This window comes from Aquisalimonas sp. APHAB1-3 (assembly GCF_048323695.1).
GTDB lineage: Bacteria > Pseudomonadota > Gammaproteobacteria > Nitrococcales > Aquisalimonadaceae > Aquisalimonas.
Map to the genome: position 1 here is coordinate 182,904 of NZ_JBLWFT010000003.1, position 25,700 is coordinate 208,603.

General features: G+C 67.2%; 25 protein-coding genes. 12 read left to right on the forward strand and 13 right to left on the reverse strand.

Annotation, left to right across the window (positions count from 1 at the left end; genetic code table 11):
• Positions 1-86 precede the first annotated feature (86 nt).
• The 3 genes from ACNSTU_RS07830 to ACNSTU_RS07840 form a co-directional block, all read right to left on the reverse strand.
• Positions 87-1,505 carry a mannose-1-phosphate guanylyltransferase/mannose-6-phosphate isomerase gene (locus ACNSTU_RS07830; RefSeq protein WP_290630619.1) on the reverse strand — a complete coding sequence of 473 codons (1,419 nt, stop codon included), beginning with the start codon at positions 1,503-1,505 and terminating at the stop codon, positions 87-89.
• Between the two features lie 37 nt (positions 1,506-1,542).
• A complete protein-coding gene (locus ACNSTU_RS07835; RefSeq protein ID WP_290630617.1) occupies positions 1,543-2,184 on the reverse strand; it encodes a hypothetical protein in 642 nt (213 codons plus the stop codon).
• A 65-nt stretch (positions 2,185-2,249) separates the two neighbouring features.
• On the reverse strand, positions 2,250-3,152 hold the full coding sequence (locus tag ACNSTU_RS07840; RefSeq protein ID WP_290637069.1) for a DUF4382 domain-containing protein: 903 nt from the start codon (positions 3,150-3,152) through the stop codon (positions 2,250-2,252).
• A gap of 146 nt (positions 3,153-3,298) precedes the next feature.
• On the opposite strand from ACNSTU_RS07840, the gene ACNSTU_RS07845 reads away from it, so the two are divergent.
• From ACNSTU_RS07845 to ACNSTU_RS07855, 3 genes are all read left to right on the forward strand, one after another.
• The gene (locus ACNSTU_RS07845; RefSeq protein WP_290630613.1) at positions 3,299-5,677 is read left to right on the forward strand and encodes a helicase-related protein; all 2,379 of its coding nucleotides are present in this window, start codon (positions 3,299-3,301) and stop codon (positions 5,675-5,677) included.
• Between the two features lie 105 nt (positions 5,678-5,782).
• Complete coding sequence (locus tag ACNSTU_RS07850) at positions 5,783-6,730, forward strand: GGDEF domain-containing protein (protein ID WP_290637070.1); 948 nt, start codon at positions 5,783-5,785, stop codon at positions 6,728-6,730.
• An 18-nt stretch (positions 6,731-6,748) separates the two neighbouring features.
• Positions 6,749-7,804 carry an EAL domain-containing protein gene (locus ACNSTU_RS07855; RefSeq protein ID WP_290630609.1) on the forward strand — a complete coding sequence of 352 codons (1,056 nt, stop codon included), beginning with the start codon at positions 6,749-6,751 and terminating at the stop codon, positions 7,802-7,804.
• 119 nt (positions 7,805-7,923) lie between these two features.
• Here the strand turns inward: ACNSTU_RS07855 and ACNSTU_RS07860 are convergent, their stop codons facing one another.
• From ACNSTU_RS07860 to ACNSTU_RS07875, 4 genes are all read right to left on the reverse strand, one after another.
• A complete protein-coding gene (locus tag ACNSTU_RS07860; protein WP_290630607.1) occupies positions 7,924-8,289 on the reverse strand; it encodes a phasin family protein in 366 nt (121 codons plus the stop codon).
• A gap of 114 nt (positions 8,290-8,403) precedes the next feature.
• On the reverse strand, positions 8,404-9,393 hold the full coding sequence (locus ACNSTU_RS07865) for an NADPH:quinone oxidoreductase family protein (RefSeq protein WP_290630605.1): 990 nt from the start codon (positions 9,391-9,393) through the stop codon (positions 8,404-8,406).
• A complete protein-coding gene (locus tag ACNSTU_RS07870) occupies positions 9,390-10,460 on the reverse strand; it encodes a tRNA-queuosine alpha-mannosyltransferase domain-containing protein (protein ID WP_418212225.1) in 1,071 nt (356 codons plus the stop codon). The genes ACNSTU_RS07865 and ACNSTU_RS07870 overlap by 4 nt, the downstream gene beginning before the upstream one ends.
• 57 nt (positions 10,461-10,517) lie before the next feature.
• The gene (locus tag ACNSTU_RS07875; protein ID WP_290632621.1) at positions 10,518-11,000 is read right to left on the reverse strand and encodes a SufE family protein; all 483 of its coding nucleotides are present in this window, start codon (positions 10,998-11,000) and stop codon (positions 10,518-10,520) included.
• A 164-nt stretch (positions 11,001-11,164) separates the two neighbouring features.
• Between ACNSTU_RS07875 and ACNSTU_RS07880 the strand changes: the two genes are divergently transcribed.
• Positions 11,165-11,824 carry a cysteine hydrolase family protein gene (locus tag ACNSTU_RS07880; protein ID WP_290632623.1) on the forward strand — a complete coding sequence of 220 codons (660 nt, stop codon included), beginning with the start codon at positions 11,165-11,167 and terminating at the stop codon, positions 11,822-11,824.
• 50 nt (positions 11,825-11,874) lie between these two features.
• Here ACNSTU_RS07880 and ACNSTU_RS07885 read toward each other — a convergent pair whose 3' ends face one another.
• The gene (locus ACNSTU_RS07885; RefSeq protein WP_290636771.1) at positions 11,875-13,233 is read right to left on the reverse strand and encodes an alanine/glycine:cation symporter family protein; all 1,359 of its coding nucleotides are present in this window, start codon (positions 13,231-13,233) and stop codon (positions 11,875-11,877) included.
• Positions 13,234-13,423: 190 nt separating this feature from the next.
• On the opposite strand from ACNSTU_RS07885, the gene bluB reads away from it, so the two are divergent.
• The 4 genes from bluB to bfr all read left to right on the forward strand — a co-directional run bounded on the left by bluB (position 13,424) and on the right by bfr (position 16,072).
• Positions 13,424-14,164: a 5,6-dimethylbenzimidazole synthase gene (bluB, locus tag ACNSTU_RS07890; protein ID WP_290635584.1), complete on the forward strand. Its 741-nt coding sequence runs from the start codon at positions 13,424-13,426 to the stop codon at positions 14,162-14,164.
• A complete protein-coding gene (locus ACNSTU_RS07895; RefSeq protein WP_290635567.1) occupies positions 14,145-15,179 on the forward strand; it encodes an asparaginase in 1,035 nt (344 codons plus the stop codon). Before bluB ends, ACNSTU_RS07895 begins: the two co-directional genes overlap by 20 nt.
• A 63-nt stretch (positions 15,180-15,242) precedes the next feature.
• Positions 15,243-15,464 carry a hypothetical protein gene (locus ACNSTU_RS07900; protein ID WP_290635569.1) on the forward strand — a complete coding sequence of 74 codons (222 nt, stop codon included), beginning with the start codon at positions 15,243-15,245 and terminating at the stop codon, positions 15,462-15,464.
• Between the two features lie 125 nt (positions 15,465-15,589).
• Positions 15,590-16,072, forward strand: a complete 483-nt coding sequence (gene bfr, locus ACNSTU_RS07905) for a bacterioferritin (protein WP_290635571.1) — start codon at positions 15,590-15,592, stop codon at positions 16,070-16,072.
• Positions 16,073-16,084: 12 nt separating this feature from the next.
• Here bfr and ACNSTU_RS07910 read toward each other — a convergent pair whose 3' ends face one another.
• A complete protein-coding gene (locus tag ACNSTU_RS07910) occupies positions 16,085-16,702 on the reverse strand; it encodes a gamma-glutamylcyclotransferase (protein WP_290635574.1) in 618 nt (205 codons plus the stop codon).
• Between the two features lie 206 nt (positions 16,703-16,908).
• Between ACNSTU_RS07910 and ACNSTU_RS07915 the strand changes: the two genes are divergently transcribed.
• Together ACNSTU_RS07915 and ACNSTU_RS07920 are read left to right on the forward strand one after the other, a co-directional pair.
• Positions 16,909-17,085, forward strand: coding sequence for a PLDc N-terminal domain-containing protein (locus ACNSTU_RS07915; RefSeq protein ID WP_290635576.1), 177 nt, complete (start codon positions 16,909-16,911; stop codon positions 17,083-17,085).
• Between the two features lie 39 nt (positions 17,086-17,124).
• Positions 17,125-17,622: a hypothetical protein gene (locus tag ACNSTU_RS07920; protein WP_290635578.1), complete on the forward strand. Its 498-nt coding sequence runs from the start codon at positions 17,125-17,127 to the stop codon at positions 17,620-17,622.
• 7 nt (positions 17,623-17,629) lie between these two features.
• On the opposite strand, the gene ACNSTU_RS07925 is transcribed toward ACNSTU_RS07920, so the two are convergent.
• Positions 17,630-19,054, reverse strand: coding sequence for a Glu/Leu/Phe/Val family dehydrogenase (locus tag ACNSTU_RS07925; RefSeq protein WP_418212226.1), 1,425 nt, complete (start codon positions 19,052-19,054; stop codon positions 17,630-17,632).
• A 40-nt stretch (positions 19,055-19,094) separates the two neighbouring features.
• Positions 19,095-20,696 (reverse strand): class I adenylate-forming enzyme family protein, encoded by a 1,602-nt coding sequence (locus ACNSTU_RS07930; protein ID WP_290636808.1) that lies wholly within the window; start codon positions 20,694-20,696, stop codon positions 19,095-19,097.
• Between the two features lie 131 nt (positions 20,697-20,827).
• Between ACNSTU_RS07930 and ACNSTU_RS07935 the strand changes: the two genes are divergently transcribed.
• The gene (locus ACNSTU_RS07935; RefSeq protein ID WP_290631846.1) at positions 20,828-21,019 is read left to right on the forward strand and encodes a hypothetical protein; all 192 of its coding nucleotides are present in this window, start codon (positions 20,828-20,830) and stop codon (positions 21,017-21,019) included.
• 254 nt (positions 21,020-21,273) lie between these two features.
• On the forward strand, positions 21,274-22,455 hold the full coding sequence (locus ACNSTU_RS07940) for an acetyl-CoA C-acetyltransferase (RefSeq protein ID WP_290631844.1): 1,182 nt from the start codon (positions 21,274-21,276) through the stop codon (positions 22,453-22,455).
• A gap of 56 nt (positions 22,456-22,511) precedes the next feature.
• Here the strand turns inward: ACNSTU_RS07940 and ACNSTU_RS07945 are convergent, their stop codons facing one another.
• Both ACNSTU_RS07945 and ACNSTU_RS07950 read right to left on the reverse strand, forming a co-directional pair.
• On the reverse strand, positions 22,512-23,666 hold the full coding sequence (locus tag ACNSTU_RS07945) for a C4-dicarboxylate TRAP transporter substrate-binding protein (RefSeq protein WP_290631842.1): 1,155 nt from the start codon (positions 23,664-23,666) through the stop codon (positions 22,512-22,514).
• Positions 23,667-23,704: 38 nt separating this feature from the next.
• Positions 23,705-25,690 (reverse strand): acetoacetate--CoA ligase, encoded by a 1,986-nt coding sequence (locus ACNSTU_RS07950; protein ID WP_290631840.1) that lies wholly within the window; start codon positions 25,688-25,690, stop codon positions 23,705-23,707.
• Positions 25,691-25,700 lie beyond the last annotated feature (10 nt).

Genomic DNA, 25,700 nt, shown 5'->3' on the forward strand with positions numbered 1-25,700 from the left:
CCTTCACCGTTCCCCGATTCCGGGCGTCAATTCATCCTGCGTCATGCGTAGGGTGGACCTTCAGGTCCACCATCCCGATCCGGCTCTCACCCACGGCCATACACATCGGTGAACCGCACGATGTCGTCCTCGCCGAGATAACTACCTGACTGCACTTCGATCAGCTCCAGCGGGATCTTGCCCTGGTTCTCCAGCCGGTGGGTCACGCCCAGCGGGATGTACGTGGACTGATCCTCGGTGAGCATGAACGTCTCGTCGCCCCGGGTGATGCGGGCCGTGCCACGCACCACCACCCAGTGCTCGGCCCGGTGGTGGTGCATCTGCAGCGACAGGCTCGCACCCGGCGTGACGATGATGCGCTTTACCTGGAACCGCTCGCCGCCGGCAATGCTCTCGTAGGAGCCCCAGGGCCTGACCACGCGGCGGTGGTTGAGCGGCTCTTCGCGGCCGTCCCGCCGCAGCCTGTCGACGATCACCTTGACGTCCTGCACCCGCTCCCGGTCCGCCACCAGCACCGCGTCGGCGGTCTCCACGATGACCACGTTCTCGACACCCACCGTCGCCACCAGCCGGTGCTCGGAGCGGATGTAGCTGTTGTGGCTGTCGTGGGCGTAGACATCGCCCTGGGTCACGTTGCCGTCGCCATCGGCATCAGTGGCCGCCTGCAGCGCCGCCCAGGAGCCAAGATCGCTCCAGCCCGGATCCATGGGTACCACCATGGCGTCCCGGGTACGCTCCATGACTGCGTAATCGATGGAATCAGAGCGGCAGCGAGAAAATGCGTCGTGGGCCAGGCGGACGAAATCCAGATCCTGGTCGGCGCCGGCCACCGCCTCACGGCAGGCAGCCAGCATGTCGGGCTCGAATCGCTCCAGCTCCTGCAGGAAGCGGTCAGCACGGAACAGAAACAGCCCACTGTTCCAGAGGTAGTCTCCCGAGCGTACGTAGTGCTCGGCGGTCGTGAGGTCCGGCTTCTCCACGAACTCCGCCACGGCCACCGGCTCCTGCCCCTGCAGGTCGGCGCGGATATAACCGTAACCAGTCTCGGCATACGCCGGCCGGATGCCGAAGGTGACCAGCGCGCCATCCCGGGCTGCCTGGGCCCCGGCGCTCACCGCCTGCCGGAATGCGGTGGGGTCGGTGATGGCATGATCCGCCGGCATGACCAGCAGCAGGGTCTCCGGATCGGTCGCCTGGGCGTGCAGCGCACCGGCGCAGACGGCGGGTGCGGTATTGCGGCCCGCGGGCTCCAGCAGGATATCCGCCTGCCCCATGGCCGTGCCGCGCAGCTGCTCGGCGACCAGAAAACGGTGCGATTCGTTGCAGATCACCACGGCGCGGGCGGCCAGATCCGGCAGGCCGGCGAGGCGATTCACCGTGCTCTGGAGCATGGTCTCCTGCGGCGACATCAGAGGCAGGAGCTGCTTGGGATACAACTCCCGCGACAGGGGCCACAGCCGCGTTCCGGAGCCACCGGAGAGAATGAGTGGCGTAATCGTCGCCATGGAGCGTGCCTCGGTTGATTCGTGTGTACGTATGAATTTAGAGGATGGCCCCGGTCCAGAACAGCACCACGAAGATGATGAGCATGCCCGCGCCCACACCCCGGATGGCGAGATCAGGCAGGCGGCCCAGCCGCATGACGTCGTCGACCTTGCCGAACAGTGCACCGCTGGCCTCCCCCGGCCAGTGCCCAGCACCCAGCCGGTGAATCAGTGCGAATGCGATGTACACCAGCAACACGCTAAGCACACCGTAGATGGGGCCCAGCACCGCCGGCTGGATATTGCCGAGGGGGGCCTCAATCCACACCGCCAACGGCCAGCCCAGCAGCAGGCCGACGAACAGCGCAGCCAGGTAGAAGAAGAAAGTGATGAATGCCTGCGAGAGCGTGGCCATGAACAGCAGCAATGGCCGCCCCGGCGGCACCTGACGCAGGATCAGGACCACGCCGCCCACCACCAGCAACGATCCCACCGCCAGCTCGCGCAGCAGCGCGTTCACCGGGCGAAGTGTGTTCAGCCACTCCACGGCGGTGCCGTCGAACGTCCTCGGGACCAGCAGCACGAGGATGGCGAACAGAAAGCTGACAGCCGCAAACGGCCACACTCGGGCGACCACCGCACGCAGAAAGGCACCGGGAGTCAGCCGGGCAATATCGGGCGTATGCAGAATGCTGCGCATGCAGGCGCTCCTTTCTTGAATGACCAGTCGAGTATGACGGGACGGACGCGAGAAGGCCAAGCCCGTCAGCAGGAGCCCGGCTCGCCCTGGCCGCCATCGGGCTCGATCAGCGTACACGCACCGGGCTCCACCTCGAGATTCTCCGGGGGCTTGAAGTCGATGGGATTGTCCGTATCCGGGTCGTCCTCATCGGCGGCGCAGGTCCAGGCCGCCGTGTAGCGCCCGGCCGGCATGTAGGCAAGCGTGAAAGACGGCAGGCCACCCACGCGCAGGCTGAACAGCGGGCCGTTGCCACCGCCCATGGGCACGGGATCGGCGTCGAACCCCCGATACAGATAGACACCCCGGCCATCCAGTGAGGAACAGGCGGGAAACGCGGCAAACAGCACCAGCCCGCTTCGGGAGGCAGTGGTGACCACACCCTCGCCGTGCAGCGCATAGCCGCCACCGTCAGCGCGCAGCGCCGCCGGCAGATCCACATCAAGCACCATCTCGTCGCCGCCACTACCGGTGATGGTGAACGCGTCCTCGAAGGTCACGGCATCACCACTGTCCGCCAGTTCAAGGCCCTCGCTGTCGCCGGTGGCGGTGGTCACACTGCTGCCGGCGGTATCCACGCGCAGCGAAACGGCATCATAGTCACCAGCAGGCACTCGCTCTCCGGAGAACACGACGGCGGCCGGCGGCGCCTGGTCGCCCAGCTCGCTCACCAGCTCCACGGTCACCGCCGGATCCAGCTCCACCTCATGCGCGCCCGAGTCACCCTCCAGGGTGACCGCCTCGATCACCACCTGGGCGCTGGCCAGCTCCGCCGACGGCTCTTCCGGCATGCGCAGCGCCACCTCCGCGTCGCCACTGCCGGTACCCGCCGACCACTCCAGATTGCATCCCGCGACGACGGCCGCAACGCCAAACGCCGCAATCAGCGCCGTCCGCCGTCTCGTACGAAACCAGTGACCCCGAACCATGACCGACGCTCCCTGTCCCCTAACACCCTCGTTATACCGCTTGAGACCGGCCCCTGGAAACCGGCGCCGGCGAACAACACCGGGACCCGACCGGGGCCCGTCCCACCTCGCGCCCGTCGCAGTTGCTGACGTATGCTGTGGCACCCATGACGGACCGGACGAACCACACCCGAACCACCGCGGAACCGCACTGGCTTCCCATCGACCCGCTGCGCCCGGCGGTGGAAGAGGCGTTGGCCGGGGAACACCTGGTGGTCACTGCAGCCACCGGCACGGGCAAGTCGACGCGCCTGCCGGTCTGGGCCGCAGCGCGCGGCCCGGTACTGGTGGTCGAACCGCGCCGCATCGCCGCCATCGGCCTCGCCGAACGGGTGGCTCAGGATACCGGGACGTCACCGGGCGAATACGTGGGTCACGCGGTCCGGGGCGATGCGCGCCTCAACGCCGACACCACCATCGTGTTCGTCACGCCGGGCATGGCCCTGAACTGGCTGATGCGCGACGGGCTGACCGGGTTTACAAACATCGTGCTCGACGAGTTCCACGAGCGCCGCTGGGATACGGACCTGCTCCTCGCCCTGCTCAGGGCACGGCGCACGCACCGCCTGCTGGTCACATCGGCGACGCTTGAGGGCGACCGACTCGCCACCTGGCTGGAGGCCTCCCACCTGGAGGCCGAGGGCAGCGGTCACCCGGTGACGGTCAGCCATCAGGCGGACAACCCTCGTGCCATGCCGCACCCCGACCGGCTCGCGGAGCGGGTCACCGCGGCGGTACACGAGCTGCTGAACGGCGATGACGGCGACATTCTCGTGTTCCTCCCCGGCCGGCGGGAAATCGACGATGCGGCCAGGACGCTCCGGGGCATCGCGGCGGACGTGATCCCGCTGCACGGCGGGGCCTCGGCGGCAGATCAGCGCCGTGCCCTCGCCGCCGGAACGCGCCAGCGCGTGATTCTCGCCACCAACGTGGCGGAAACCTCACTCACGGTTCCCGGGGTTACCGGGGTCGTCGACGGTGGCCTGGAGCGGCGCACCGCGCAACGCAACGGCCGCACGGTGCTGACGCTCGCCGCCATCGCCAAAGCCAATGCCGACCAGCGGCGCGGCCGCGCCGGGCGTACGGCGCCGGGCCGGTGTATCCGCCTCTGGGGTGCCCAAGCGCCACTGGCCGCGGTCACACCGCCGGAGGCGCAGCGCGAGGACCTGACGGATCTCGCACTGGCAGCCGCCAGTGCCGGCGCACCGGCATCCACCCTCGCCTTCCCGGATGCGCTACCGGCGACCGCCCTGGCGCGCGCGGAATCGCGGCTCCGGTCACTCGGCGCCCTCGCCGATGACGGCACCGCGACGCCGCTGGGTCGGCAGCTGTTCAGCCTGCCAGTGGACACCGTGCTCGCCACGCTGATCCTGGCCATGCCGGATGCGGATACCCGCGGCTTCATGGCGGACCTGGCGGCGGCCCTGACCGCCGGCAGGGGCATGATCCCGGTGCCTCCTGCCGCGGACCAGCGTCAGCGCCTGACACGGGCACTCGGGCGCCGCTGCGACGCTACCCTGCTGGTGGCGGCATTGCGGGGCGTCGAGCTCCCCGAGGCAGACATCGCCAACAGACCCTTCAGGGAGGCCCGCGCCCTCGCCGCCCAGCTGCGGGACGACCTGCAACTGCCGACTGTGCCCGACACGCTGACCATGGCCGTGGTGGAACAGGCGCTGACCCACGCCGCGGCCACGGCTCCGGAGATGGTGTTCGTCCGTCGCCCCCGCCGGCGTGAGGCCATGGGCAACGGGGGCAGCGAGATCCAGCCCGGGCGGCAGACACTGTTCGGCGACCGGGACGAGGCCGCCATCGTGCTGGACGACCACAGTGTGCCGGGTCGCGGAACCCGACAGACGCTCACCATGGGCACCTGCATGGCACCCATACCGCTCGCCACCCTGGTCTCTGCCGGGCTGGCCGAAGTGTCCGTCGCCGCGCCCTCACTGAACCACGGCCGACTGATCTGTCAGCAGCAGTGGCACTATGCCGGGCGACTGCTGCAGGAAGAGGCGGTGGAGCCCGAGGGTGAAGCGGCTCGCCGCGCCATGGCCGAGCTCATCCTGGCCGGCCGGCTGCTGCGCCCGGCCGGCGAGCGCCTGCGGGACGACGTGGAGGCCTGGTGGCTGTACCAGCACGTGGAACTGGGCACCACCGGCGACCGTCACGATCCGGAGGCCTGGCTGGTGGCCCGCCTGCAGGCGCTGGGCGTTGAACACGGCGACGACCTGGCGCTGATCGAAAGCGGCGACCTGCGCTTCGAGGGCATCCCGGAGTGGGAACGGGAGCGCTTTGACGCACACTTCCCCCGCCACTGGTCGCTGCCGTCGCTGGAGCTGCGCATGCACTACGAACCGCAGCGCCGCCGCGTCACCGCCGAACAGACCGGCGGGACACGACGCAAACCACCCCAGCGCTGGGAACTGCCCGCGTGGCCGGGCTGGACAGTACGATTCAGAAAGGCCAGCCGAGAGGTCGAGATCCGGTAACAGCGTCATCCTGTGACACCGCCCACAATTTTTTGCACACAAAGAGACCGGACGCGCCTGCTTGCGTAAGATACGTACTACTTTTGTACATATACGGGGCGGGCGATGACCAAGGGCGATATCGGGACCGGACACGCGCCGCGCCATCTGCCCGCCGAGGAGCATCCTGCGCTGTTCGAGGCGGCAGTGAGGTGCTCATACAACCCCGTCATCATCACCTCCGCCGATCTGGCGCCACCAGGGCCGGAGATCCTCTACGTCAATCCGGCCTTCGAGGCCATGACCCATTACACCGCCAGCGAGGTGATCGGCAGATCGCCGCGCCTGCTTCAGGGTCCGGAGAGCTGCCGGGAGACGCTCGCCGCGCTGCGGCGGACACTCGAGGCGGGTGAGCGATTCGAAGGCACGGTGGTCAACTACCGCCGCGACGGCTCGCCCTACCACGTGGAGTGGTCCGTCTCGCCCATTCGTGACAGCAGCGGAGCCGTCACGCACTTCGTTTCCCTGCAGCGGGACATCAGTGACCGCCTCGCCGCTGAGGAAGAGCTGAAACGGCTGGCCATTACCGACCGCCTTACCGGGCTCAACAACCGCCTGCATTTCGAAGAGATCCTGGAGCAGGAACTGGAGCGCCACCAATGCCACGGCACGGTCTTTTCCCTGGCCCTGTTCGACATCGACGATTTCAAGGCCATCAATGACCGTTACGGCCACCAGACCGGCGACGAGGTCCTGCGCAGCCTCGCCGGGCTGCTCCAGAACAGCACCCGCGCCAGCGATCATCTGGGGCGCTGGGGCGGCGAAGAGTTCACCCTGCTGCTCACGGGCACCGGCCCGACTGGTGCCGTCGAGACCGCGGAGCAGCTGCGACGCCTTGTGGCGGAATGGCAACCGGGGCAGCTTCCACCTGTCACGGTCAGCTTCGGTATCACCGGAGCCGCATCCGGCGATACCATCAAGAAAATGCTCCGACGTGCCGATCTAGCACTGTACCGGGCGAAAGAGCGCGGCAAGAACCGTGTCGAAATCCAACTGCGGGATTCACCATCATGAATCGAGGTTACCGAACACATGGCATGCCAAGGCTGTGAAGTCGTCCCCACCATGCAGGCGCAGGCGGGACGGCTGTACCTGGCCCCGAAACTGGCACACACCCGCGCAACGGCGATCCGCCAGCTGCAGCGGCGGGGCTGGGCAGTGGAACATCTGGAAGACAATGTCTTCTACGTGGAAGTGGATGACGGCGAGCCGGAAGGATTGCTCGAAGAACTCTCCGGGATCCTCTCCCGCCCGGAGCAGTCCAACTGCCCGGCGGTCCTCCTGGAGCGGGAGACGGACTTCCATGTGCGCCATCTGGCGGACATGGTGCCGCTCGGAGTCCTGATCTCACGACTGGAGCATCAGTGGCTGGGGCGCATGCTCGAGGAGGAACGGCTGGAGATGCACTTCCAGCCCATCCTGCACGCCGAGAACGGCAAGGACATCTTCGCATTCGAATGCCTCGTCCGGGGGATCGGGCTGGATGGCGGCCTGGTGCGCCCGGATCAACTGTTCACGGCGGCCCGCGCCACCGATCTCATGTTTCACATGGACCGCGCCTGCCGCATCGCGGCGATCCGGCAGGCCGCGGCCCAGGACATCACCGAGAACGTCTTCATCAACTTCAACCCGACCTCTGTGTACGACCCGGTGTTCTGCCTGCAGACCACTTTCGACGAGGTCAACCGCCAAGGCTCGGAACCGGGGCGTTACGTCTTCGAGGTGGTGGAGACCGACCTGGTGGAGGACCCCTCGCACCTGGAGGCCATTCTGCGCGAGTACCGACGGCACGGCTTCCGCGTTGCACTGGACGACCTGGGCGCCGGCTACGGGTCGCTGAGCCTGATGCAGAGCATCCGGCCCGATTTCGTCAAACTCGACCGGGGCATGATCGACGGCGTCAGCCAGGACGACTATCGCGCGTCGATCACCTCACGCCTTATCGACATGGCCCGAGACCTGGATGTGCAGATCATCGCCGAAGGCATCGAAACCGTCGCCGACTGGGAGTGGCTGAAGTCCCAGAAGGTGGATTTCGTGCAGGGGTTCCACTTCGCCAGGCCGGCAGCCATCCCCCCCAGACCGTAGGGTGGACCTTCAGGTCCACCAGCCAACGGGCCGGTCCAACCAAAAAAAAACCGCCGCCCCGAAGGGACGGCGGTTTCTGACTGGCTGGCGCGGACTATCCCGCGCCGGCACCGATCGCCTTACTTGGCCTTGCTGGCCGCCTTGGTGGCGGACTGCACGTTGGCCTGGGTCAGCTTCTGCGCTTCCTCGGCGAACTGGCGGTTCAGGTTCACGAACTTCTCGGCGTCGCCCTTGAAGCGCTCACCGAATTCCTTCGCCACGTCCTGCTGGCCCTGGATGAAGCTCTGCACGTCCTGCGGAGCCTTCACGTCCATGGCGCTGCGGATCTGCTTCAGGCCCAGATCGGTGTAGGCGCGGGAGGCCTCCACCTGGGAATTCACCACGGATTCCATGTGGTTCACGGTGAGCTCGGCGAAAGCGCGCGCCGGGCCGCCGAAGAACTTGTCGAACTGCTCGTTGAACTGATTGATGGTCGGGTTCGTCATGGCAACACCTCACTTGTTTGCGGGTTCAGGCAAGGTGTGGAACCTTTTCCACCCTTGTTGCGGCGCATCATAGCAACGCAAATTGTGCGGCGCAACAGTTTTCAACCAACCCGATCAATCTCCCCCCGTCAGCAGGGCGAGCCGCCCCACCACGCCCCGCTGCTCCATGAAGCGAAGGGCGGCCGCAGCCTCCTCCAAGGGGAACGTGGCACAGACATGAGGGCGGAGCTGGCCGCGCGCCGCGTAACCCAGCAACGCATCCAGGCTCTCACGCGCCTGGGCAGGATTGCGCCGGCCCGCTTCCCCGGCACGCACGCCAACAATGCTGTACCCCTTCAACAGGGCGTGATTGGCAGCGAACGCGGGAATCTCGCCACTCGCAAAGCCGACCACCAGCAGCCGCCCGCCCCAGGCAAGCAGGTGCGTGCTGGCGTTCGACAGGGCGCCGCCGACCGGGTCGTAGACCACGTCGACGCCGTTCGGGCCGGCCAGTGCTTCCACGGCGCCGCGGAGATCCTGCTGATGGTAGTTCACCACCGCATCGGCGCCCTTCTCCCGGGCCACGGCCAGGCGCTCGTCACTGGATCCCACGGCGATGACCCGCGCACCCAGCAGGTGACCGAGCTCCACCGCCGCCAGCCCCACACCACCGGTGGCGCCCAGCACCAGCAAGGTCTCGCCAGCCGCCAGCCGCCCCCGATACACCAACGCCTGGTGGGCCGTCTTCGCCGCCACCAGGTAGGTGGCGCCTTCGGCAAAACCGAACGCGTCCGGTAGCGATACCACGCTCGATGCCGGCACTACCACCTGATCGGCGTATCCGCCGTAGCGCAGCATGGCGATCACCCGCGCCCCGGGCTCCCACTGCCCGGCGTCCGGACCGGCCTCGATCACGGTTCCAGCGACCTCCATCCCGGGGGTGAACGGCGGCTCCAGCCGCAACTGATAGGCGCCACGGGTCATCAGCAGGTCCGGGTAGTTCACCCCGGCGGCGCGCACGGCGAGCCGCACGGCATCCGGCGCCAACGGTTCGGGGCTGGTGGTGACCGGTCGCAGCGCATCCGGGCCGTCCAGGGACTGGCACACCATGGTGCGCACACTCATAGAACACTCTCCACGTCATCGCCTCTCATCATCCGCTGCCAGGCTGGAGCAACCGCAGGCTCCAGCCAGGGCGACACATCCACCGGCGGCGGCCGGTCTCCGCTAAGCCAACCGGCCAGACGGGTCTGCAGGGCATCCACATCGCCGGCCGGGTATCGGTAAGCCCCGGGATACTGCTCCGGATAGCACAGGGCGTCGGGCACCAGGGGGATGGCGCCGGCACTGGCGGCCTCCAGCATGGCCAGCCCCTGGAACTCGTGGGCGGCGGTGCTCACGACAATCCCCGCCCGGCCCAGCAGCTCGCGGTACGCCGCATCCGCCACCCGACCATCCGCGATGATGCGCTCCGGCAGCGCCGTGCGCAGTCGCCGCAGGGCCTCCGGCGGTGTTCGTGGCCGAGCGCCCAGCAACGCGAGCCGGAACCGGTAGCCGGCGCGCGCCAGACCGATCATGGCATCCGCGAACAGGTCCGGTGCCTTGTCGTACTCCCAGCGGTGATTCCACAGGATCAGCGCGTCGTCCTTCTCCGGGGCCGCTGGCAACGGCTGGACGGGCACAGGGCAGATGACGCTGCGCGCCGACAGGCGCTCCGGAACCCGATCCGGCGTCGCGTCGGGCATGCGGCGCAGCAGATCGGCGGCGCCGTCGAGAAAGGAGTCACGGTTGAACCGGGAGTTGAACAACAGGCGATCCGCCGCGAGCGCGCCATAGAGCTGCACGATCTGCGGCTCGACTGACCGTACCTGTTCAGGGCTCACCGGGTAGGCGAACTGGTTCTCGTGGAAGTAGTAGTCCACCGGAACACCCGCCAGCCGCGGGTGTAGCCCCCGCAGGGTGGCAAGATCGACCATGGACGTCGCGAGAATGCGGTCGGGGGTCTGCCGCGGCAGCTCATCCAGCCACGACAGGGGATTGCCGCGGATGCGCCAGCGGAAGTGGCGTCCGGGCAGTTCGCGCACATGCCAGTGCACACCATGGACGCGCCGTTGCAGCCAATCCGCCCAAGCGGCGTGACTGTCCGCGCGGTAGGCGGACAGCAACCAGATGTGACGGAATGCGTCTGCCATGACTCCACCGACGACCGGGACGCTGCACAGAATGCGCAACCCGGACGGCGATGGCAATCATCCCGCCAGCCGAGACGGCGTCCGCATGGAGTCGGTGACCGCGGCAACCGGCCGCTGACCGAGCAGGTGACGGATAGCGATATGGCGCACGTGATGCACCATGGCGTAGGCCCCGCGGATGCGTTGCGCGCTCATCCGCCCCGGCAGCCCCATCTCTTCGATGAACCGCGGCGGCGTGGCGATGATGTCGTCGGCCGCCTCGCCGGAGAACAGGTGAAACACCAGGCCGAGCAGCCCGGCGTCCATGGGGCAGTCGCTGGCCCCCAGAAAACCCAGCCGCCCCGCATCGCCGCTGCCACGCACCCACACCCGTGAAGCACAGTCGGGGACGCGATGCGCCGAAGTGCGCCAGCAGGCGGGTAATCGCGGAATCCCGTCGCCCTGCTCCATGATGAATTGATACCGGTCCGCCCAGGTCTCCATGCCGAGAACGTGGCGCACGATCCTTGCCTGCCTCTGTTCGATGCTCTCCAGGCTCATCGCGCTTACCTCCCTCGGCGTGTAGCGGAGTTTCCGCCTGATGAGGACCACAGTAATAGTAATGATTCTCATTTGCAAGCTGTTCCGGCCATCCACAACGGCTGCATGAAAGGGTAGACTCCCGCCCCGATCCATTCCTGCCCCGCGGCCCCGGGAGACACGTGATGCAAGCAGATAACACCGCGCTGGTCCTGATCGACTTGCAAGAAGAGAGCCAATTCGGCATCGACGCACTGGATTCCGTGGTCGAGAACAGCCGCACCCTCATCGACGGCTGCCGGCGTGCGGGCATCCCCGTGATCTACACGCGCCAGGTGAACCGCGCCGACGGCGTGGGGCTGTCACGGGGTGAGCCACTGGATGACGCCGGCCGCCCGGTGCTGTACGCCGGCGACAGCGACGCCATCGAGGTCTTCGACGCCATCGCCCCGGAGCCCGGCGACATCGTCATCGACAAACACCGCTGGAGCAGTTTCTACGCCACCAGTCTCGATCTGGTGCTGCGCAGCCTGGGGGTGGAGCACGTCATCATCGGCGGGCTGGTCACCGACGGCTGCCTGATGACCTCGGTCTTCGACGGCTACTTCCGCGACTACCAGCTGCACCTGGTGAAGGACATCTGCGCCACCTCCAACGAGGGCGCCCACATGGCCGCGATCCTGATCATGGCGAACTGGGTGTACGGCCTGGAAATCTACGACAGCCGGGAGCTGGTCAAGCGACTCGACGGTCAGCCCTTCCGGCACTGGCAGTCACCGGGCGTGGACACCATGCAGTTCACGCCGGAGACCATGCGGCAGGTCTTTGCCAGCCTGGACGACTGACGGCGCGGCAGGGGCCATCCCAACCGGGACGGCCCCTGCCCGTTTCACCCTCAGGTCCGCTCTGCCTCGCCCCCCTTGGCGAAGTACTCGCGGGTCACGGCGAATACCGTTCCGGACAGCGCCAGCAGCGCGATCAGGTTGGGAATGGCCATGAGTGCGTTGAGCACGTCGGCGATGAGCCAGACCAGATTCAGGTTGGCCACCGCGCCGACGAACAGCAGGATCACCCAGAGGTAGCGATACGGCAGGATTACCCGCACACCGAAGAGGTATTCGGCGCAGCGCTCACCGTAGTAGCTCCAGGCAACAATGGTGGTGAAGGCGAACAGGATCAGGCCGAAGGTCACCACCCACTGGCCGCCCGCGACGCCCTCGCCGAACGCCTCCGACGTCATTGCCGCTCCCGTAGCGCCGGTTTCCCAGACACCCGTGAGCACGATCACCAGTGCCGTCATGGTGCAGACAATGATGGTGTCGATGAACGTGCCCAGCATGGCCACGGAGCCCTGGCGCACCGGGTTGCTGGTGCGGGCCGCCGCGTGGGCGATGGGCGCGGACCCCAGCCCCGCCTCGTTGGAGAAGATGCCGCGGGCGACACCGAAGCGGATGGCCGCCCACACAGCCGCGCCCGCAAAGCCGCCGGTTGCCGCCGTGCCGGTGAAGGCGTCCACGACGATCTGCATCAGGGCCGCGGGCACGTCCACCAGATTGAGCAGAATCACAACCGTCGCCCCGACGATGTAGACCAGCGCCATGAGCGGCACCAGCTTCTCGGCCACCTTGGCGATGCGCCGGATGCCGCCGATGATCACCATGAACACCAGCACCGAGAGCACCAGCCCGGTGACCCAGTGCGGAATGGCCATGTTCGACTGAATCACGTCGGCCACGGCATTGGACTGGACGGTGTTGCCGATACCGAAGGCCGCGATCATGGCGAATGCGGCGAAGACCCCGCCGAGCCACGCCCATTTGGCACCAAGCCCGTTCTTGATGTAGTACATGGGGCCGCCCACATACCGGCCCTCCTCGTCCACCTCGCGGTATTTCACCGCCAGCACCGCCTCGGCGTACTTGGTGGCCATGCCCACCAGGGCGGTCATCCACATCCAGAACACCGCCCCCGGGCCACCCAGCGCGATGGCCGTCGCGACGCCGGCGATGTTGCCGGTGCCGATGGTGGCGGAGAGCGCCGTCGCCAGCGCCTGAAACGGCGTGATCTCACCCTTGTCCTTCTCTGCGGCCCGACGGCCCAGCATCATCTGCCGGAACCCGTAGCCGATGCGGCGAATGGGCATGCCGCGCAGACCGATGGTCAGATAGAGGCCGGTGCCCAGCAACAGCACCAGCATGACCGGCCCCCATACAAAGCCGCTGATCCCTTCCAGGAGTTCGGTTACCAGTTCCATGTGCCACTCCGTTTGTTGGTCTTGTCGGATTCGCACCCGTTTGGTGCGGACAGTCGCGGGAATGCCCCGCTTCGGCTCAGCCACGGCACCCCGTAAAACCACGGTGGCCGTGCATTCGCGCAGTGTAGACAGGATGCAAGGTGCCTGCCGGCAAGCGTCTTGTCACCCCCTCTGTGATAGGCTGACCCCCATGCAGGATTCCACCTCCAGAGGCCAGAGACCCCGGCCCGATCACGCTTTCACGGCACCGGAGATCGAGGCCGTCTACCGCGCCATCCATTCGCGCCGGGACATGCGGCACTTCCGCCCCGACCCGGTGGACGCGGATACCCTTGCGCGCCTGCTGACGGCCGCCCACAGGGCGCCCAGCGTCGGCTACATGCAGCCCTGGCGGTTCATCCGTATCGCGGATCACGCACTGCGCGAGCGCCTCCACGCCCTGGTGGAGCGGGAGCGCGTTGCCACCGCCGACGCCCTGGGCGAGCGCGGCGCCGAGTTCATGCGCCTGAAGGTGGAGGGGATCCGCGACGCCGGGGAAGTGCTGGTGGTCTCGCTCATGCCGGACCGCGAGCAGTACGTCTTCGGCCGCCGCACCCTGCCGGAAATGGATCTCGCCTCGGTGGCGTGCGGCATCCAGAACCTCTGGCTCGCCGCCCGCGCCGAGGGGCTCGGCATGGGCTGGGTCTCCCTGTTCGACCCGGACGCCCTGCGCGAACTACTGGGCATCCCGGAGGGCGGCCACCCCGTGGCCATCCTCTGCCTCGGCCACGTGGAAGCGTTCTACGACGCCCCCATGCTGGAGCAGGAAGGCTGGGACACGCGGCGCGAACTGGCCGGCCTGGTCTACCAGGACCGCTGGCACGCGCCCTGCCCCGTCACCGGCGACCCCGCAACGGACACCGGCCCCGGACATGATGCAGACCACACCTGACAGCGATTCCCTGCCCGTCGGCGTTCTCTACACCGGGGGCACCTTTGGCATGGTGCCGTCGGACCGGGGTTACACGCCCTCGTCGGACCTGCCGGAGCGGGCCCAGGCGGCTCTCGCCGGCAGCAATCACCCGCCGCTGCGCTGGCTCGATCCAGGGACGGGCCCGGCCATCAACAGCGCCGATGTCACGCCGGCGTTCTGGCACGCACTGGCCGAAACGATCCGCCGCAATGCGGTGCACTGCGCCGGTTTCGTGGTCATTCACGGCACCGACACCCTCGCGTTCACCGGCTCAGCCCTGTCATTCCTGCTGGCCGACGTGGGCCGCCCGGTGGTGGTCACCGGCGCCCGCGCCCCTCTGGGCGAAGCCACCAGCGATGCCCGGGAGAACCTGCTGACGGCGCTGCATGCCGCCGCCACTTCCGGCTTTGCCGGCACCGGCCTCGCCTTCGGCGGCGAGCTGCTGCAGGCCAATCGCAGCAGCAAGCGCTTCGGTGCACCGGGCCAGCCCTTCACCTCGCCCAACGCGGACCCCCTGGCCACGTTCGACGGCAACACACTGCACTGGCAGCGCACCCTGGATACGTTGGAGGCATCGCTGCCCGTGGTGACCGACAGCGCCTCGCGAGCGGCGATGCTGGCGGTCTACCCCGGCATCAGCGGTGACGTGATCCGCGGCTTGGTGGACACCGGCGTGGCGGCGCTGCTGCTGGAGACTTACCCCTCGGGTATCGGCCCGGGTGAAGACGCGGGCTTCGTGGCCGCCATCGACGCGGCCAGCCGCCACGGCGTGGTCGTGGCCGCGGTTTCCCAGAACCAGTACGGCGGCGTGCGTCTCGGCCACTACGCCACCAGCACGCCACTGGCGGAGGCCGGCCTCGTCGCCGGCGCCGACATGACCCGTGAAGCCGCATTCACGAAACTGCACTACCTGATCAACTGCGGCATCGACCGCGGCACCATCATCGACGCCTTCCAGCGCAACCTCTGCGGCGAGCTCACCGCAACGGCCTGACTTCCCGTCCATCCAGTGCTCACTGCCGTATCCCCTTCCCGGGGCCACTACCAGCCACCGGACTTGACCGCGACGCGCAGCGCCGTCGGTCTGTGGGCCGATGCACTGCTCGACGCCGGTGTCCGCGGCCGCGGATCGTCGTTCAGTCGCGAGGATCGGGAGGCCGGTGACGCCGTCACCACGGAGCTGGATGCGATTTTCACCCGCGCCGACAGCCATGCCGGCGAGCTGCTCGCCCGATCCCAACCAAAGTCACTGCTGTCCCGATTGTTCGCATGCGCCTGATCCGCGGCGCCCATGAGCGCCGACGCTGAAGCCCCTCAGGGCACCGATTGCCCGCGAGCACTAGCCAATCCGGGCAAATAAAGGGAAAATCGGGCGCAAAGTTCCGAGGATCATCAGGAGGCAGCATGAAGGGCGACGAAAAAGTCATCGAATACCTCAACCGCGCGCTGCGCAGTGAACTGACGGCCGTTCACCAGTACACGCTGAATGCACGCCTGCTGGAAGACTGGGGTTTGAGCAAGCTCTCTGCCAAGCAGGAGCAGGAGACCCAGGAAGAGATGGGGCACGCCAACCGCTGCATCGAGCGCATCCTGTTCCTGGGCGGTACACCCAACGTACAGGATATGGATACCGTGCGCGTCGGCGGCAACGTCAAGGAAATCATGGAGTGTGACCTGGCAGCCGAGTCCGAGGCCATTGCGCTTTATCGAGAGGCCATGGGCCACTGCGAGTCCGTAAGGGACTACGCCACCCGGGATCTGTTCGGTGAGCTGCTGGCCGACGAGGAAGGTCACTACGACTTCCTGGAGACCCAGCTCGACCTCATGGAACGCCTGGGCATGCAGAACTACGAGCAGTCGGCCATGGGCAACGGCCAGACCGAGTAAGCCGCGGCCGTTTCACACGGTACCGGGCCGGGCGGGCGACCGTCCGGCCCGTCTCGTTTCAGAGCCTGTTTCCACCTCCTGCAGCGCCTGCATCAGGTTGGCCACATGGGCGTCCTCGGCACCGAGCCGCCCCAGCGCGGCGGCAACCCCCACCAGATAGTCGCGGTTCGGACCGCTGGGTCCCGAGGATTGGGCGATATGCCGTGCCATCTCCATGGCGGGAGCGGGCCCGAGAAAGGCGTCGTTGTCTTCCGTGGCGATGTACACCAGCCCCTGCGCCGTATCACCGTCGGCAAACATGAGCGTGGTGGTAAACCGCAGGTAGCCATTCTTCTCGCGCACGTCCAGCGGCTCCAGCACCTCCGGCGTGATGCGGTAGGCCATGCCCGTGCACACCGCGCCCGGCTCCTCCACCAGTGTGGCCACCCGCCCCGGCGCTTCGGGCGTGCCGCGGTGATCGTGGGAGCCCTGCCAGAACCGGCGCGACCAGCCGCGAATGGTCGCGGGCCGGTACTCCAGGTAGGGAAAGCCGGCCTTGTAGAGCAGTGAGCCGTAACCGAACAGCCAGAAACTGGCCTGGCCTTCGAAGATACCCCGCTGCCGGTTGATGGTGATCGTGTCGACGCTCATTGGGCGGATCCCGGCGATGCCTGTGTTGCACGAATCAGTGCTTCATAGTCTACAGGGGTGGCCGCCGCACTTGCACCGCCGCCACCGGAGCGGCCATTATCGAAGTACAGGGCGGCGTGCGGAGGATCTGTCCCCGTCCGGCGTCAGGGGGCGCTGGCCGCGACATGCGAGTAGGATGACCGGTCGTCAACGCAAGGAGTCAACCCATGGGACTGGAAGTCGGCGGTATCCTCGGCCTGATCTGGCTGTTCATCGTCATCTGGGCCATCATCCGGACGGCGCAGAGCCCCGCGGGGCCGGTGGTGAAGGCGCTGTGGATCGTGATCCTCCTGCTGCTGCCCGTGATCGGCCTCATCGCCTGGTTGCTGCTCGGGCCGAAGTAACCGGGAGCGTTTTCCGCCGGCCCGTTAATGAGGACGTCGATGGACAGCCGCTTCTATGCGCTGAACAGCTTCATTGCGCCGGACTTCGGCGTGCTGGTGCCGAACTGGACGTTCGGCGCCGCGGTGAATCAGTATCGCTCCGCGAGCCATGCCTACCACGGGCCGGTCTATCTGCTGCTCACACCCAGCGATGTCTGCGTGCTGATCAACGACAGCCCGGACAACAACCCCGACGCAGTGGACCTGCTCTGCCGCCTGCCCCACGAGGGCCGCATCAACCATGCCCCGGATGCCAGCAGCGTCCGTGAGGCCAGCTTCAGCGAGGGCGCCAGCGCCCTCACCCGCCTGGCCGGCCAGCGGCGCTGCACCCTGGCCGAGGTGGTGCCTGCCTACTCCGTCTGGATGGCAGGCGATGTGGGATTCTGCATCCACGACGAGCCCCACCGGGTGACGGTGTTCCAGTTCCAGGATCAGCGCTGCGTCGATCTGGTGGCCGCCACCGACGCCCAGCGCATCGAACCCATCGCCGAGCAGTGATACGGCCTCAGTAACCGATGTCGCGGTACGAGCGGGCGATCTTCTCGATGGCCAGTACGTAGGCCGCCATACGGTAATCCCTGATATCGTCGTTACTGCGGCGCTTGTCCATGATCTCGCGGAACGCGAGCCGCATGGTGTCGTCCAGTCCCGAGCGCACCAGGTCGAACTCGTCGGCACCTCGCACCAGTTCATCCCGGATCCAGTCCGGCACCTGACCGCCGCTCGCCATCTCGATACCGGAGATGATGTGCTGCCCGCGCGCCTCGTGGAAGCGCTTCTCCAGCCGGCCGAAGCGGATGTGGGCCAGGTTCCGGATCCACTCGAAGTAGGAGACGATCACGCCCCCGGCGTTGCAATAGGCATCGGGGATGATCTCCACGCCGCGCTCCCGCAGCATGGCGTCCGCCTCGAAGGTCACCGGTCCGTTGGCCGCCTCGGCGATCAGCCGGGCCTTGATCTTCGGCGCATTGTCCGTGGTAATCACGCCCTCCAGGGCTGCCGGGATCAGGATGTCGCAGTCCAGCTCCAGCACCTTTCTGCCATCCGGCTCGAAGGTGCCGCCCTTGAACCCTTCGACACCGCCATGGGCCTGCTTGTGATTCGCCAGGGCGTCGATGTCCAGGCCATCCTCGTTGATCACGGCGCCATCGCTCTCGATCACCGCCGTGACCAGGGCGTGATCCTCCCGGCTCAGGAAGTACGCGGCGTGATACCCCACGTTGCCAAGGCCCTGGACGATCACGCGCTTGCCGGAGAGATCCCCCTTGAGCCCCGCACGACTGCTCTCCTCCTCGTTACGGAAGAACTCGCGCAGGGCGTACTGCACGCCACGGCCGGTGGCCTCGTTGCGCCCCCGCACGCCCCCGTGTTCCACGGGCTTGCCGGTCACGCAGCCCAGGTAGTTGATATCGTTGGGGAAGAGCTGGCGATAGGTGTCGGCCATCCAGCCCATCTCACGGGGGCCGGTGCCCAGGTCCGGTGCCGGCACGTTCTGCGCGGGGCTGAGGTACTGCTTGTCGATCAGCTCGCGGGCGAACCGGCGCGTGATCGCCTCGAGCTGCTCCCGGGTGTAACGGCTCGGGTCGATCTTCAGGCCACCCTTGGAACCGCCGAACGGCACATCGACGATGGCGCACTTGTAGGTCATGAGCGCCGCCAGCGCCTCCACCTCGTCCTGATCCACCTGGGTGGCGTAGCGGATGCCGCCCTTGGCGGGCAGGCGGTGATCGCTGTGGGTGGCACGCCAGCCGGTGAACATCTCCGCCCGGCCGTTGATCCGCACCGGGAACGACACCTGCAGGACGGAATGACAGGCCTTCATGGCCTCGCCGAGTCCGTCATCCAGGCCCATGATGTCGATGGCGTGGTCGACCATGTGGTCGACGCTCTGGCGAAAGGAGAGGCCGCCGACCGCATGCTTCTGCCCCATGAGACTTGCCTCCTGCCCCTGAAGAATGTTGCAGCCGCTATTACCCCGCGGGCTCGCCATCGCCGTGCTGCGCCGCGAACGCGTCGCGCAGCGCGCGCTTGAGCACCTTGCCGTTCGGATTCCGCGGCAGCGGCTCCTGCCGAAGAATCACCCCCTCCGGTACCTTGTAGTCGGAAAGTTCGGCGGCGCAATGATCCAGCAAGGCGGCCTCGTCGACGCCGCCCTCCGCTGACACCACGAACGCGTGCACGCGTTCGCCCAGCACCGGGCATGGCGTTCCGATCACGGCCACCTCCGCCACTCCGGGATACGCCAGCATGACGTTCTCCACCTCCGTGGTGAAGACCTTGTAGCCACCGCGGTTGATCATGTCCTTCTTGCGGTCGAAGACATACACGAAGCCGTCCGCGTCCATGGAGCCGATATCACCCGAACGCCAGAACCCGCCGGTGAACTCCCGGGCCGTGGCCTCGGGGTTGTTCCAGTAGCCCGGCACCACCATGGGGCCGGCTACCCAGAGCTCGCCCGGCTGCCCCCGCGGCACCTCGCGGCCATCGTCGTCCATGATAGCCACCCGGGCGCAGGGCAGCGCCACGCCGATGCTGTCGCCGCGGGAGCCGGTCTCGGCGGGCGGCATCATGGTGACCGGGGAACTGGTCTCGGTGGCGCCGTAGGCGTTCATGAGCTGCAGGTTCGGCAACCGCTCCGCCAGCTTGCCGATGGTGACCGCCGGCATAGGCGCCCCGCCGTAGCCGCCAATCCGCCATGCGGAGAGGTCGAAGCGGTCGAACTCCGGATCCAGCAGGCAGAGGTTGTACATGGCCGGCACCAGCACGGTGTGGGTCATGCGCTCCCGGGCGGCCAGTTCCAGGAACGCGCGCGCCTTGAACTCGCTCTGGATGATCAGCGTCCCGGCCGCGTGCAGGCAGGTGCCCATGAGCGCCACCAGCCCGGTGACGTGGCTGAACGGCACCGTGATCAGCGAGCGCTCGCCCGGCTCAAGCCCCATGCAGACGGTGAAGTGCATCAGGGAATGAATAATGCCGAAATGGGTGAGCATGGCGCCCTTGGGTCGCCCGGTGGTGCCGGAGGTATAGAGGATAGCTGCCACATCTTCCTTCGCCACCGTCGCCGCCTCACGGCGCTCACCGTGCTGCAGCAGCTGTTCGAACTCGCTGACGCAGACCCGGTGCTGCAGACCTGGTAGTGACCTGTTGTCGGGCAGGCGTTCGCGCACGTCGGGCTCATGCACCAGCACCAGCGCCCCGGAGTCCCCCAGGGCGTGCTCGTAGCCGGAGCGGCTGTCCCGCGTATTCAGAGGCACGGCGACGGCGCCTAGGCGCCAGGTGGCCAGCACCAGCACCACGAACTCAATGCGGTTGCCGAGAATCAGCGCCACCCGGTCGCCGGCACCGACGCCACAGGCGGCAAGACCGGCAGCCACCCTTCCCACCTGCTCGTCCAGCGCCCGGTAACTCAGGCGCCGGTCACCGTGCACCAGCGCGTCGTTGTCGGGTACACGGGCCAGGGCTTCAGGCAGCAGCCGGTTGAGGTTCCCGGGCCGCTCCCGAAAACAGGGCACCACACGATCGCCGTAGTGATGCTCCAGGGCGATATCCGGTAGGACGGGTGTTGCCCACATCGCGCCTCTCCTCACGAGTCATATTGATTTGTGACCAGATGACAAAAGTAATATGCCCATACACCCCTGAATGGTGGACGGGGATCCCGTTATCATGCACCGCAACATAAACCGGCAAGAACGGGGGTGTCATGGACAACCAACGAACCGACAACGATTTCGTGCTGAGCCACGCCACCATCGCCGCTTTCGAAAAGCAGGCCCGCCTGGAGCGCAACCGCTACATGGCGTCGCTCATCCGCGCCGGCTTCGGCTACCTGCGCACGGCCGCCGGCCGCCTGCTGGACGCCATTAGCCCACGCGGCGAGGCGCGCGAAGCCTGACACAACAGTCCGACCCGGCGGAGCCGCTCACGGCTCCGCCGCATCCTTCCCGTAACACACAATCACACACCTTCCCGTCCATTTTGTAACATAGTTATCGACGTCGACGCTGCGCCCGGAGTGCGAGATTCGTCTGTTCCGACGACGCACGATCCATGCACAGCGATCAGAATCCTGGCGTGTTGACCGTGCTCCGGCTGTCCCCGTGACGGCGCGTGCGGTTATATCACCCAATCCACGGGGAGGACAGAATCATGAGTGAAGCGTATATCGTTGCCGCAACCCGCACGGCCGGCGGCCGCAAAGGGGGACGCCTGTCGGGCTGGCATCCGGCGGACCTGGCCGCGCAGGTCATCAACGGGCTTGTGGACCGGTCCGGCGCCGATCCGGCGCTGGTGGAGGACGTGATCCTCGGCTGCGTCAGTCAGGCGGGCGAACAGGCCATGAACGTCGGACGCAACGCGGTGCTCGCGTCCAAGCTGCCGGAGTCGGTCCCGGGCACCACCATTGACCGCCAGTGCGGGTCCTCCCAGCAGGCGCTTCACTTCGCCGCTCAGGCGGTGATGTCCGGCTCCATGGACGTGGTGGTGGCCGGCGGCGTCGAGAGCATGAGCCGGGTGCCGATGTTCTCCACCATCAAGCTCCCCCAGAAGGCCGGCATGGGCCACTACATGAGCCCGGGCATCCATCAGCGCTACGACGGCGTCGGGGAGTTCAGCCAGTTCATGGGCGCCGAGATGATCGCGAAGAAGTACGGCCACTCGAAGGAGGATCTGGACCGCTATTCGCTGCAGAGCCATCAGCGCGCCATGGACGCGGCGCGCAACGGCCGGTTCGAGGAGGAGATCCTGCCGGTGCCGGCCCGCTCCGCCGAGGGCGGTGACGACGGCGAGATGCATACGGTGGACGAAGGCATCCGCTTCGACGCCTCGCTTGAGGGGATCGCCGGTGTCGCCACCCTGCAGGAAGGTGGCTACATCAGCGCGGCCAACGCCAGCCAGATCTGCGACGGCGCCAGCGGCGTCATGGTCGTTAGCGAACGCGGCCTGAAAGCCATGGGCGTTGAGCCGCTGGCCCGCATCCATCACATGAGCGTCATCGGCCACGACCCGGTGATCATGCTGGAGGCGCCGCTGCCGGCGACCGAGCGGGCCCTGAAGAAGGCGGGGCTGTCGGCGGACGACATCGACGCGTTCGAGGTCAACGAGGCCTTCGCCCCGGTGCCGCTGGCGTGGCTGTCCACCACCGGTGCGGATCCGGAGCGGATGAACATCAATGGCGGCGCCATTGCCCTGGGCCACCCCCTGGGCAGCTCCGGCACCAAGCTCATGACCACGCTGCTCCATGCCCTGAAGCAGCGTCAGGGCCGTTACGGCCTGCAGACCATGTGCGAAGGTGGCGGCATGGCCAACGTCACCATCATCGAGCGGCTGTAAACCGGCCACGAGCCTGGCCGCCCGGGTGCACTCCTCCCGGGCGGCCAGGTACCTTCCTACAGACCGTAGTCGGCCGGATCCAGCTCCGAGAGCAACTCGTTCCAGTACAGCTCCGCGAGCGCATCCGCGTCCTCCAGACCGGCGGTCAGCTCCACCCAGCGCTCGAGAATCGGCCGGAACGCTTCCACCCTGTCGTGACTGTCGGCCACACCGTGGTCTTCGGCGTAGCTGTCGGCGATGCGGTCCACGTCGCGCCCGATGAACGCCTGGGTGGCCTCGATCAGTGACCCATCGGCTTCGTGAACGGTGATGCCCTCCGCCTCGGCACGCTCCAGGTTCTCCAGCCCTTCGCTCTCATACCGCCACGTGAACTCGGCGGACAGCACCGCCGACGCGCGCAGCAGCGCCTCCCGCTGCTGGTCATCCAGCCCGCGCCAGGTGTCGGCGTTGATGTTGCTGGACCCCACTCCGGCGAAGACACCACCCGGCGCGCCCACCGTAATGTCTTCCACCACGTCGAACAGCTGGAAAACGGACAACTCTGGCGCTGACTGCACCGAACAGTCCACCACGCCCTGACTCAGCCCCTCGTTGATCTCGTTCACGGACATGCTCGCGGGTGAGGCACCCATGGCGTCCGCCCAGCGCGCCCACTGCGCGCCGCCGACACGCAGACGCTTGCCTTCGACCGCCTCGGCGTCAGTCACCGGCGTGGTGCACAACAACGCGTACTCCGGGCTCGAGGCACCACCGAGAAAGACCTGATTCTGGCTCTGGAAGTCCTCGCGGCAGGACGAACAGTTGAAGAAGACGTACTCCATCATGGCGCCGGCGAAGGCCGGGCCAGGATGCTCGGCATCCATGCCCTCGGTCTCCAGCAGCATGGAGAGCTCGGCGATCATGTTCATGTGCGGGAACTCGCCCGGAAAGTAGGGCGTGAGCACGATGCCGAGATCGGCAATGCCGTCCCGGAGCCCGCCGCTGGTCTCCTCCAGGTTCAACAGGGAAAGATGGAAAAGCCGTGCCGACAGCGCGCCATCGGCATACTCCTGCAACCGGTCGGCATACACCTCCAGGGCCTCGGCGGTAATGGAGTCGGCAGGGTAGCCGGAGGCGAAGTTGAGGCTCTGGGCCGCGACCGGCTGGGCCGCAGCCAGCCCCAGAACGGAGCCGGCGATGATGGCGCGAGCGCCTGTGTGTTGACGGGACATGGGTCACCTCGTATCAGCTGTGGCGTGTGGTGGATCGCTCAGGCATCCGCGTCGGCCGTGCCGCGCTGGCGGGCGAAGGCCTGGAAGTAGTCCAGGCTGTGCGGGTTGGCCATGGCGTCCGGATTGGCCGCCTTGTCCAACGGCATGCCGAGCAGGAGCTTCTTGATGGGCAACTCCATCTTCTTGCCGGTGAGCGTGCGCGGAATCTCCTCCACCGCCACGATCTCGTTGGGGGCGTGGCGCGCCGAGAGCTTGGTGCGAATGGCCTGCTTGATGGACGCGGCCAGCTCCCCGTCCAGCGCTGCACCCTCGCGGAGCACTACGAAGCACGGCATCCAGGATTCCCGCCCCAGGTACTCCAGATCCACCACCAGGCTGTCCAGCACCTCCGGGAACTCCTCCACCACGCGGTAGATCTCGGCGGTACCCATGCGGATGCCGTGGCGGTTGATGGTGGTATCCGAGCGGCCGTAGATGATGGCACCACCCCGCGGCGTGATGCGGATCCAGTCACCGTGGCGCCACCAGCCGGGGTACATCTCGAAATAGCTTTCGTGCAGGCGCTGGCCGTCCGGGTCGTTCCAGAAGTAGATGGGCATGGAGGGCATGGGCTCGGTCACCACCAGCTCGCCCACTTCGTCGTCGAGCAGGTTGCCGGCGTCGTCGGCCGCATGCACGGCAATGCCGAGCACCCGGCACTGCATCTCGCCGGCGACGATGGGCAGCGCCGGGCAGGAGCCCACGAAGGCGGCGGCCACGTCGGTGCCGCCACTGATGGCGGCGATGAAGACGTCACCCAGCTCCTGATGGATCCAGTGATAGCCCTCCTCCGGCAGCGGTGAGCCCGTTGATCCCACCGCGCGGAGATGGCGCAGATCGGCCACCTCGGCCGGTTTCACCCCGCCCTTGCGGCAGTTGATGAAATAGGCCGCGCCGCCGCCGAAGAACGTCATGGCGGTCTCTTCGGCGAAACGCCACAGCGTGGTGAGATCCGGATGCCCCGGGTTGCCGTCGTAAAGGCAGATGGTGGCGCCCACCAGCAGCCCGCCGATCTGGTGATTCCACATGATCCAGCCGGTGGTGGTGAACCACATGAAGCGGTCCTGGGGCCCCAGGTCGAGCTGCAGCCCGTGGCCCTTGAGCGTCTCCAGCAGGGCACCACCATGGCCGTGGACAATGGGCTTGGGCAGGCCGGTGGTGCCGGAGGAGTACACCACCCAGAGCGGGTGGTCGAAGGGCACCTGCTCGAACGTCATCTCCCCCGGCGGCGCGAACAGGTCCCGCCAGGGCGTGGTCTGTGGCAGCGCGGCGTCACCGTTGAGATAGGGCAGCAGCACCGTGTGCTCCAGAGTGGGCAGCTCGGCGCGCAACTGCTCCACCACGGCGAGGCGATCGTAGTCCTCGCCGCCGTACCGGTACCCGTCGGCGGCAATCATCACCTTGGGGTCGATCTGCCGGAAGCGGTCCAGCACACTGCGAGTGCCCATGTCCGGCGAGCAGCTGGACCAGATGGCACCGATGCTGGCACAGGCGAAAAAGGCCACCACCGTCTCCGGGATGTTGGGCAGATAGGCCACCACACGGTCGCCGCGCTGCACGCCCATCCCGCGCAGGGCGTGGGCCACGCACGCCACCTGCTCGCGCAGCTCGCGCCAGGTCAGGGTCTGCAGACCACGCAGCTCTGAGCGGAACAGGATCGCCGGCGCATCCGCATCCGCCTCCTGCTCCCGGAAGATCTGCTCCGCCAGATTCAGGCGCGCGCCGGGGAACCAGTTCGCCCCCGGCATGACCCGCTCCTCCAGCACGCACTCCCACGGCGCCGAGTGGCGCACGTCGAAGTACTCCCAGATGGACGCCCAGAAATCCTCCAGCTCTTCCGTGGACCACCGCCACAGGCTGTTGTAGTCGTCGAACTGCAGCCCCTTCTCCCGGGCCAGCCAGTGCATGTAGTCCTGAATGCGGCTGTCGGCCACCCGCTCCGGTGTCGGTGTCCAAAGGATCTGCGGTTGCTCGTGTGCGGCCATGGTCCGCTCG

Excerpts from the sequence above, each read along its gene's own strand:
- ACNSTU_RS07830 (WP_290630619.1), bottom strand. The coding sequence starts at position 1,505 with ATGGCGACGATTACGCCACTCATTCTCTCCGGTGGCTCCGGAACGCGG.
- ACNSTU_RS07835 (WP_290630617.1), bottom strand. The coding sequence starts at position 2,184 with ATGCGCAGCATTCTGCATACGCCCGATATTGCCCGGCTGACTCCCGGT.
- ACNSTU_RS07840 (WP_290637069.1), bottom strand. The coding sequence starts at position 3,152 with ATGGTTCGGGGTCACTGGTTTCGTACGAGACGGCGGACGGCGCTGATT.
- ACNSTU_RS07845 (WP_290630613.1), top strand. The coding sequence starts at position 3,299 with ATGACGGACCGGACGAACCACACCCGAACCACCGCGGAACCGCACTGG.
- ACNSTU_RS07850 (WP_290637070.1), top strand. The coding sequence starts at position 5,783 with ATGACCAAGGGCGATATCGGGACCGGACACGCGCCGCGCCATCTGCCC.
- ACNSTU_RS07855 (WP_290630609.1), top strand. The coding sequence starts at position 6,749 with ATGGCATGCCAAGGCTGTGAAGTCGTCCCCACCATGCAGGCGCAGGCG.
- ACNSTU_RS07860 (WP_290630607.1), bottom strand. The coding sequence starts at position 8,289 with ATGACGAACCCGACCATCAATCAGTTCAACGAGCAGTTCGACAAGTTC.
- ACNSTU_RS07865 (WP_290630605.1), bottom strand. The coding sequence starts at position 9,393 with ATGAGTGTGCGCACCATGGTGTGCCAGTCCCTGGACGGCCCGGATGCG.
- ACNSTU_RS07870 (WP_418212225.1), bottom strand. The coding sequence starts at position 10,460 with ATGGCAGACGCATTCCGTCACATCTGGTTGCTGTCCGCCTACCGCGCG.
- ACNSTU_RS07875 (WP_290632621.1), bottom strand. The coding sequence starts at position 11,000 with ATGAGCCTGGAGAGCATCGAACAGAGGCAGGCAAGGATCGTGCGCCAC.
- ACNSTU_RS07880 (WP_290632623.1), top strand. The coding sequence starts at position 11,165 with ATGCAAGCAGATAACACCGCGCTGGTCCTGATCGACTTGCAAGAAGAG.
- ACNSTU_RS07885 (WP_290636771.1), bottom strand. The coding sequence starts at position 13,233 with ATGGAACTGGTAACCGAACTCCTGGAAGGGATCAGCGGCTTTGTATGG.
- bluB (WP_290635584.1), top strand. The coding sequence starts at position 13,424 with ATGCAGGATTCCACCTCCAGAGGCCAGAGACCCCGGCCCGATCACGCT.
- ACNSTU_RS07895 (WP_290635567.1), top strand. The coding sequence starts at position 14,145 with ATGATGCAGACCACACCTGACAGCGATTCCCTGCCCGTCGGCGTTCTC.
- bfr (WP_290635571.1), top strand. The coding sequence starts at position 15,590 with ATGAAGGGCGACGAAAAAGTCATCGAATACCTCAACCGCGCGCTGCGC.
- ACNSTU_RS07910 (WP_290635574.1), bottom strand. The coding sequence starts at position 16,702 with ATGAGCGTCGACACGATCACCATCAACCGGCAGCGGGGTATCTTCGAA.
- ACNSTU_RS07915 (WP_290635576.1), top strand. The coding sequence starts at position 16,909 with ATGGGACTGGAAGTCGGCGGTATCCTCGGCCTGATCTGGCTGTTCATC.
- ACNSTU_RS07920 (WP_290635578.1), top strand. The coding sequence starts at position 17,125 with ATGGACAGCCGCTTCTATGCGCTGAACAGCTTCATTGCGCCGGACTTC.
- ACNSTU_RS07925 (WP_418212226.1), bottom strand. The coding sequence starts at position 19,054 with ATGGGGCAGAAGCATGCGGTCGGCGGCCTCTCCTTTCGCCAGAGCGTC.
- ACNSTU_RS07930 (WP_290636808.1), bottom strand. The coding sequence starts at position 20,696 with ATGTGGGCAACACCCGTCCTACCGGATATCGCCCTGGAGCATCACTAC.
- ACNSTU_RS07935 (WP_290631846.1), top strand. The coding sequence starts at position 20,828 with ATGGACAACCAACGAACCGACAACGATTTCGTGCTGAGCCACGCCACC.
- ACNSTU_RS07940 (WP_290631844.1), top strand. The coding sequence starts at position 21,274 with ATGAGTGAAGCGTATATCGTTGCCGCAACCCGCACGGCCGGCGGCCGC.
- ACNSTU_RS07945 (WP_290631842.1), bottom strand. The coding sequence starts at position 23,666 with ATGTCCCGTCAACACACAGGCGCTCGCGCCATCATCGCCGGCTCCGTT.
- ACNSTU_RS07950 (WP_290631840.1), bottom strand. The coding sequence starts at position 25,690 with ATGGCCGCACACGAGCAACCGCAGATCCTTTGGACACCGACACCGGAG.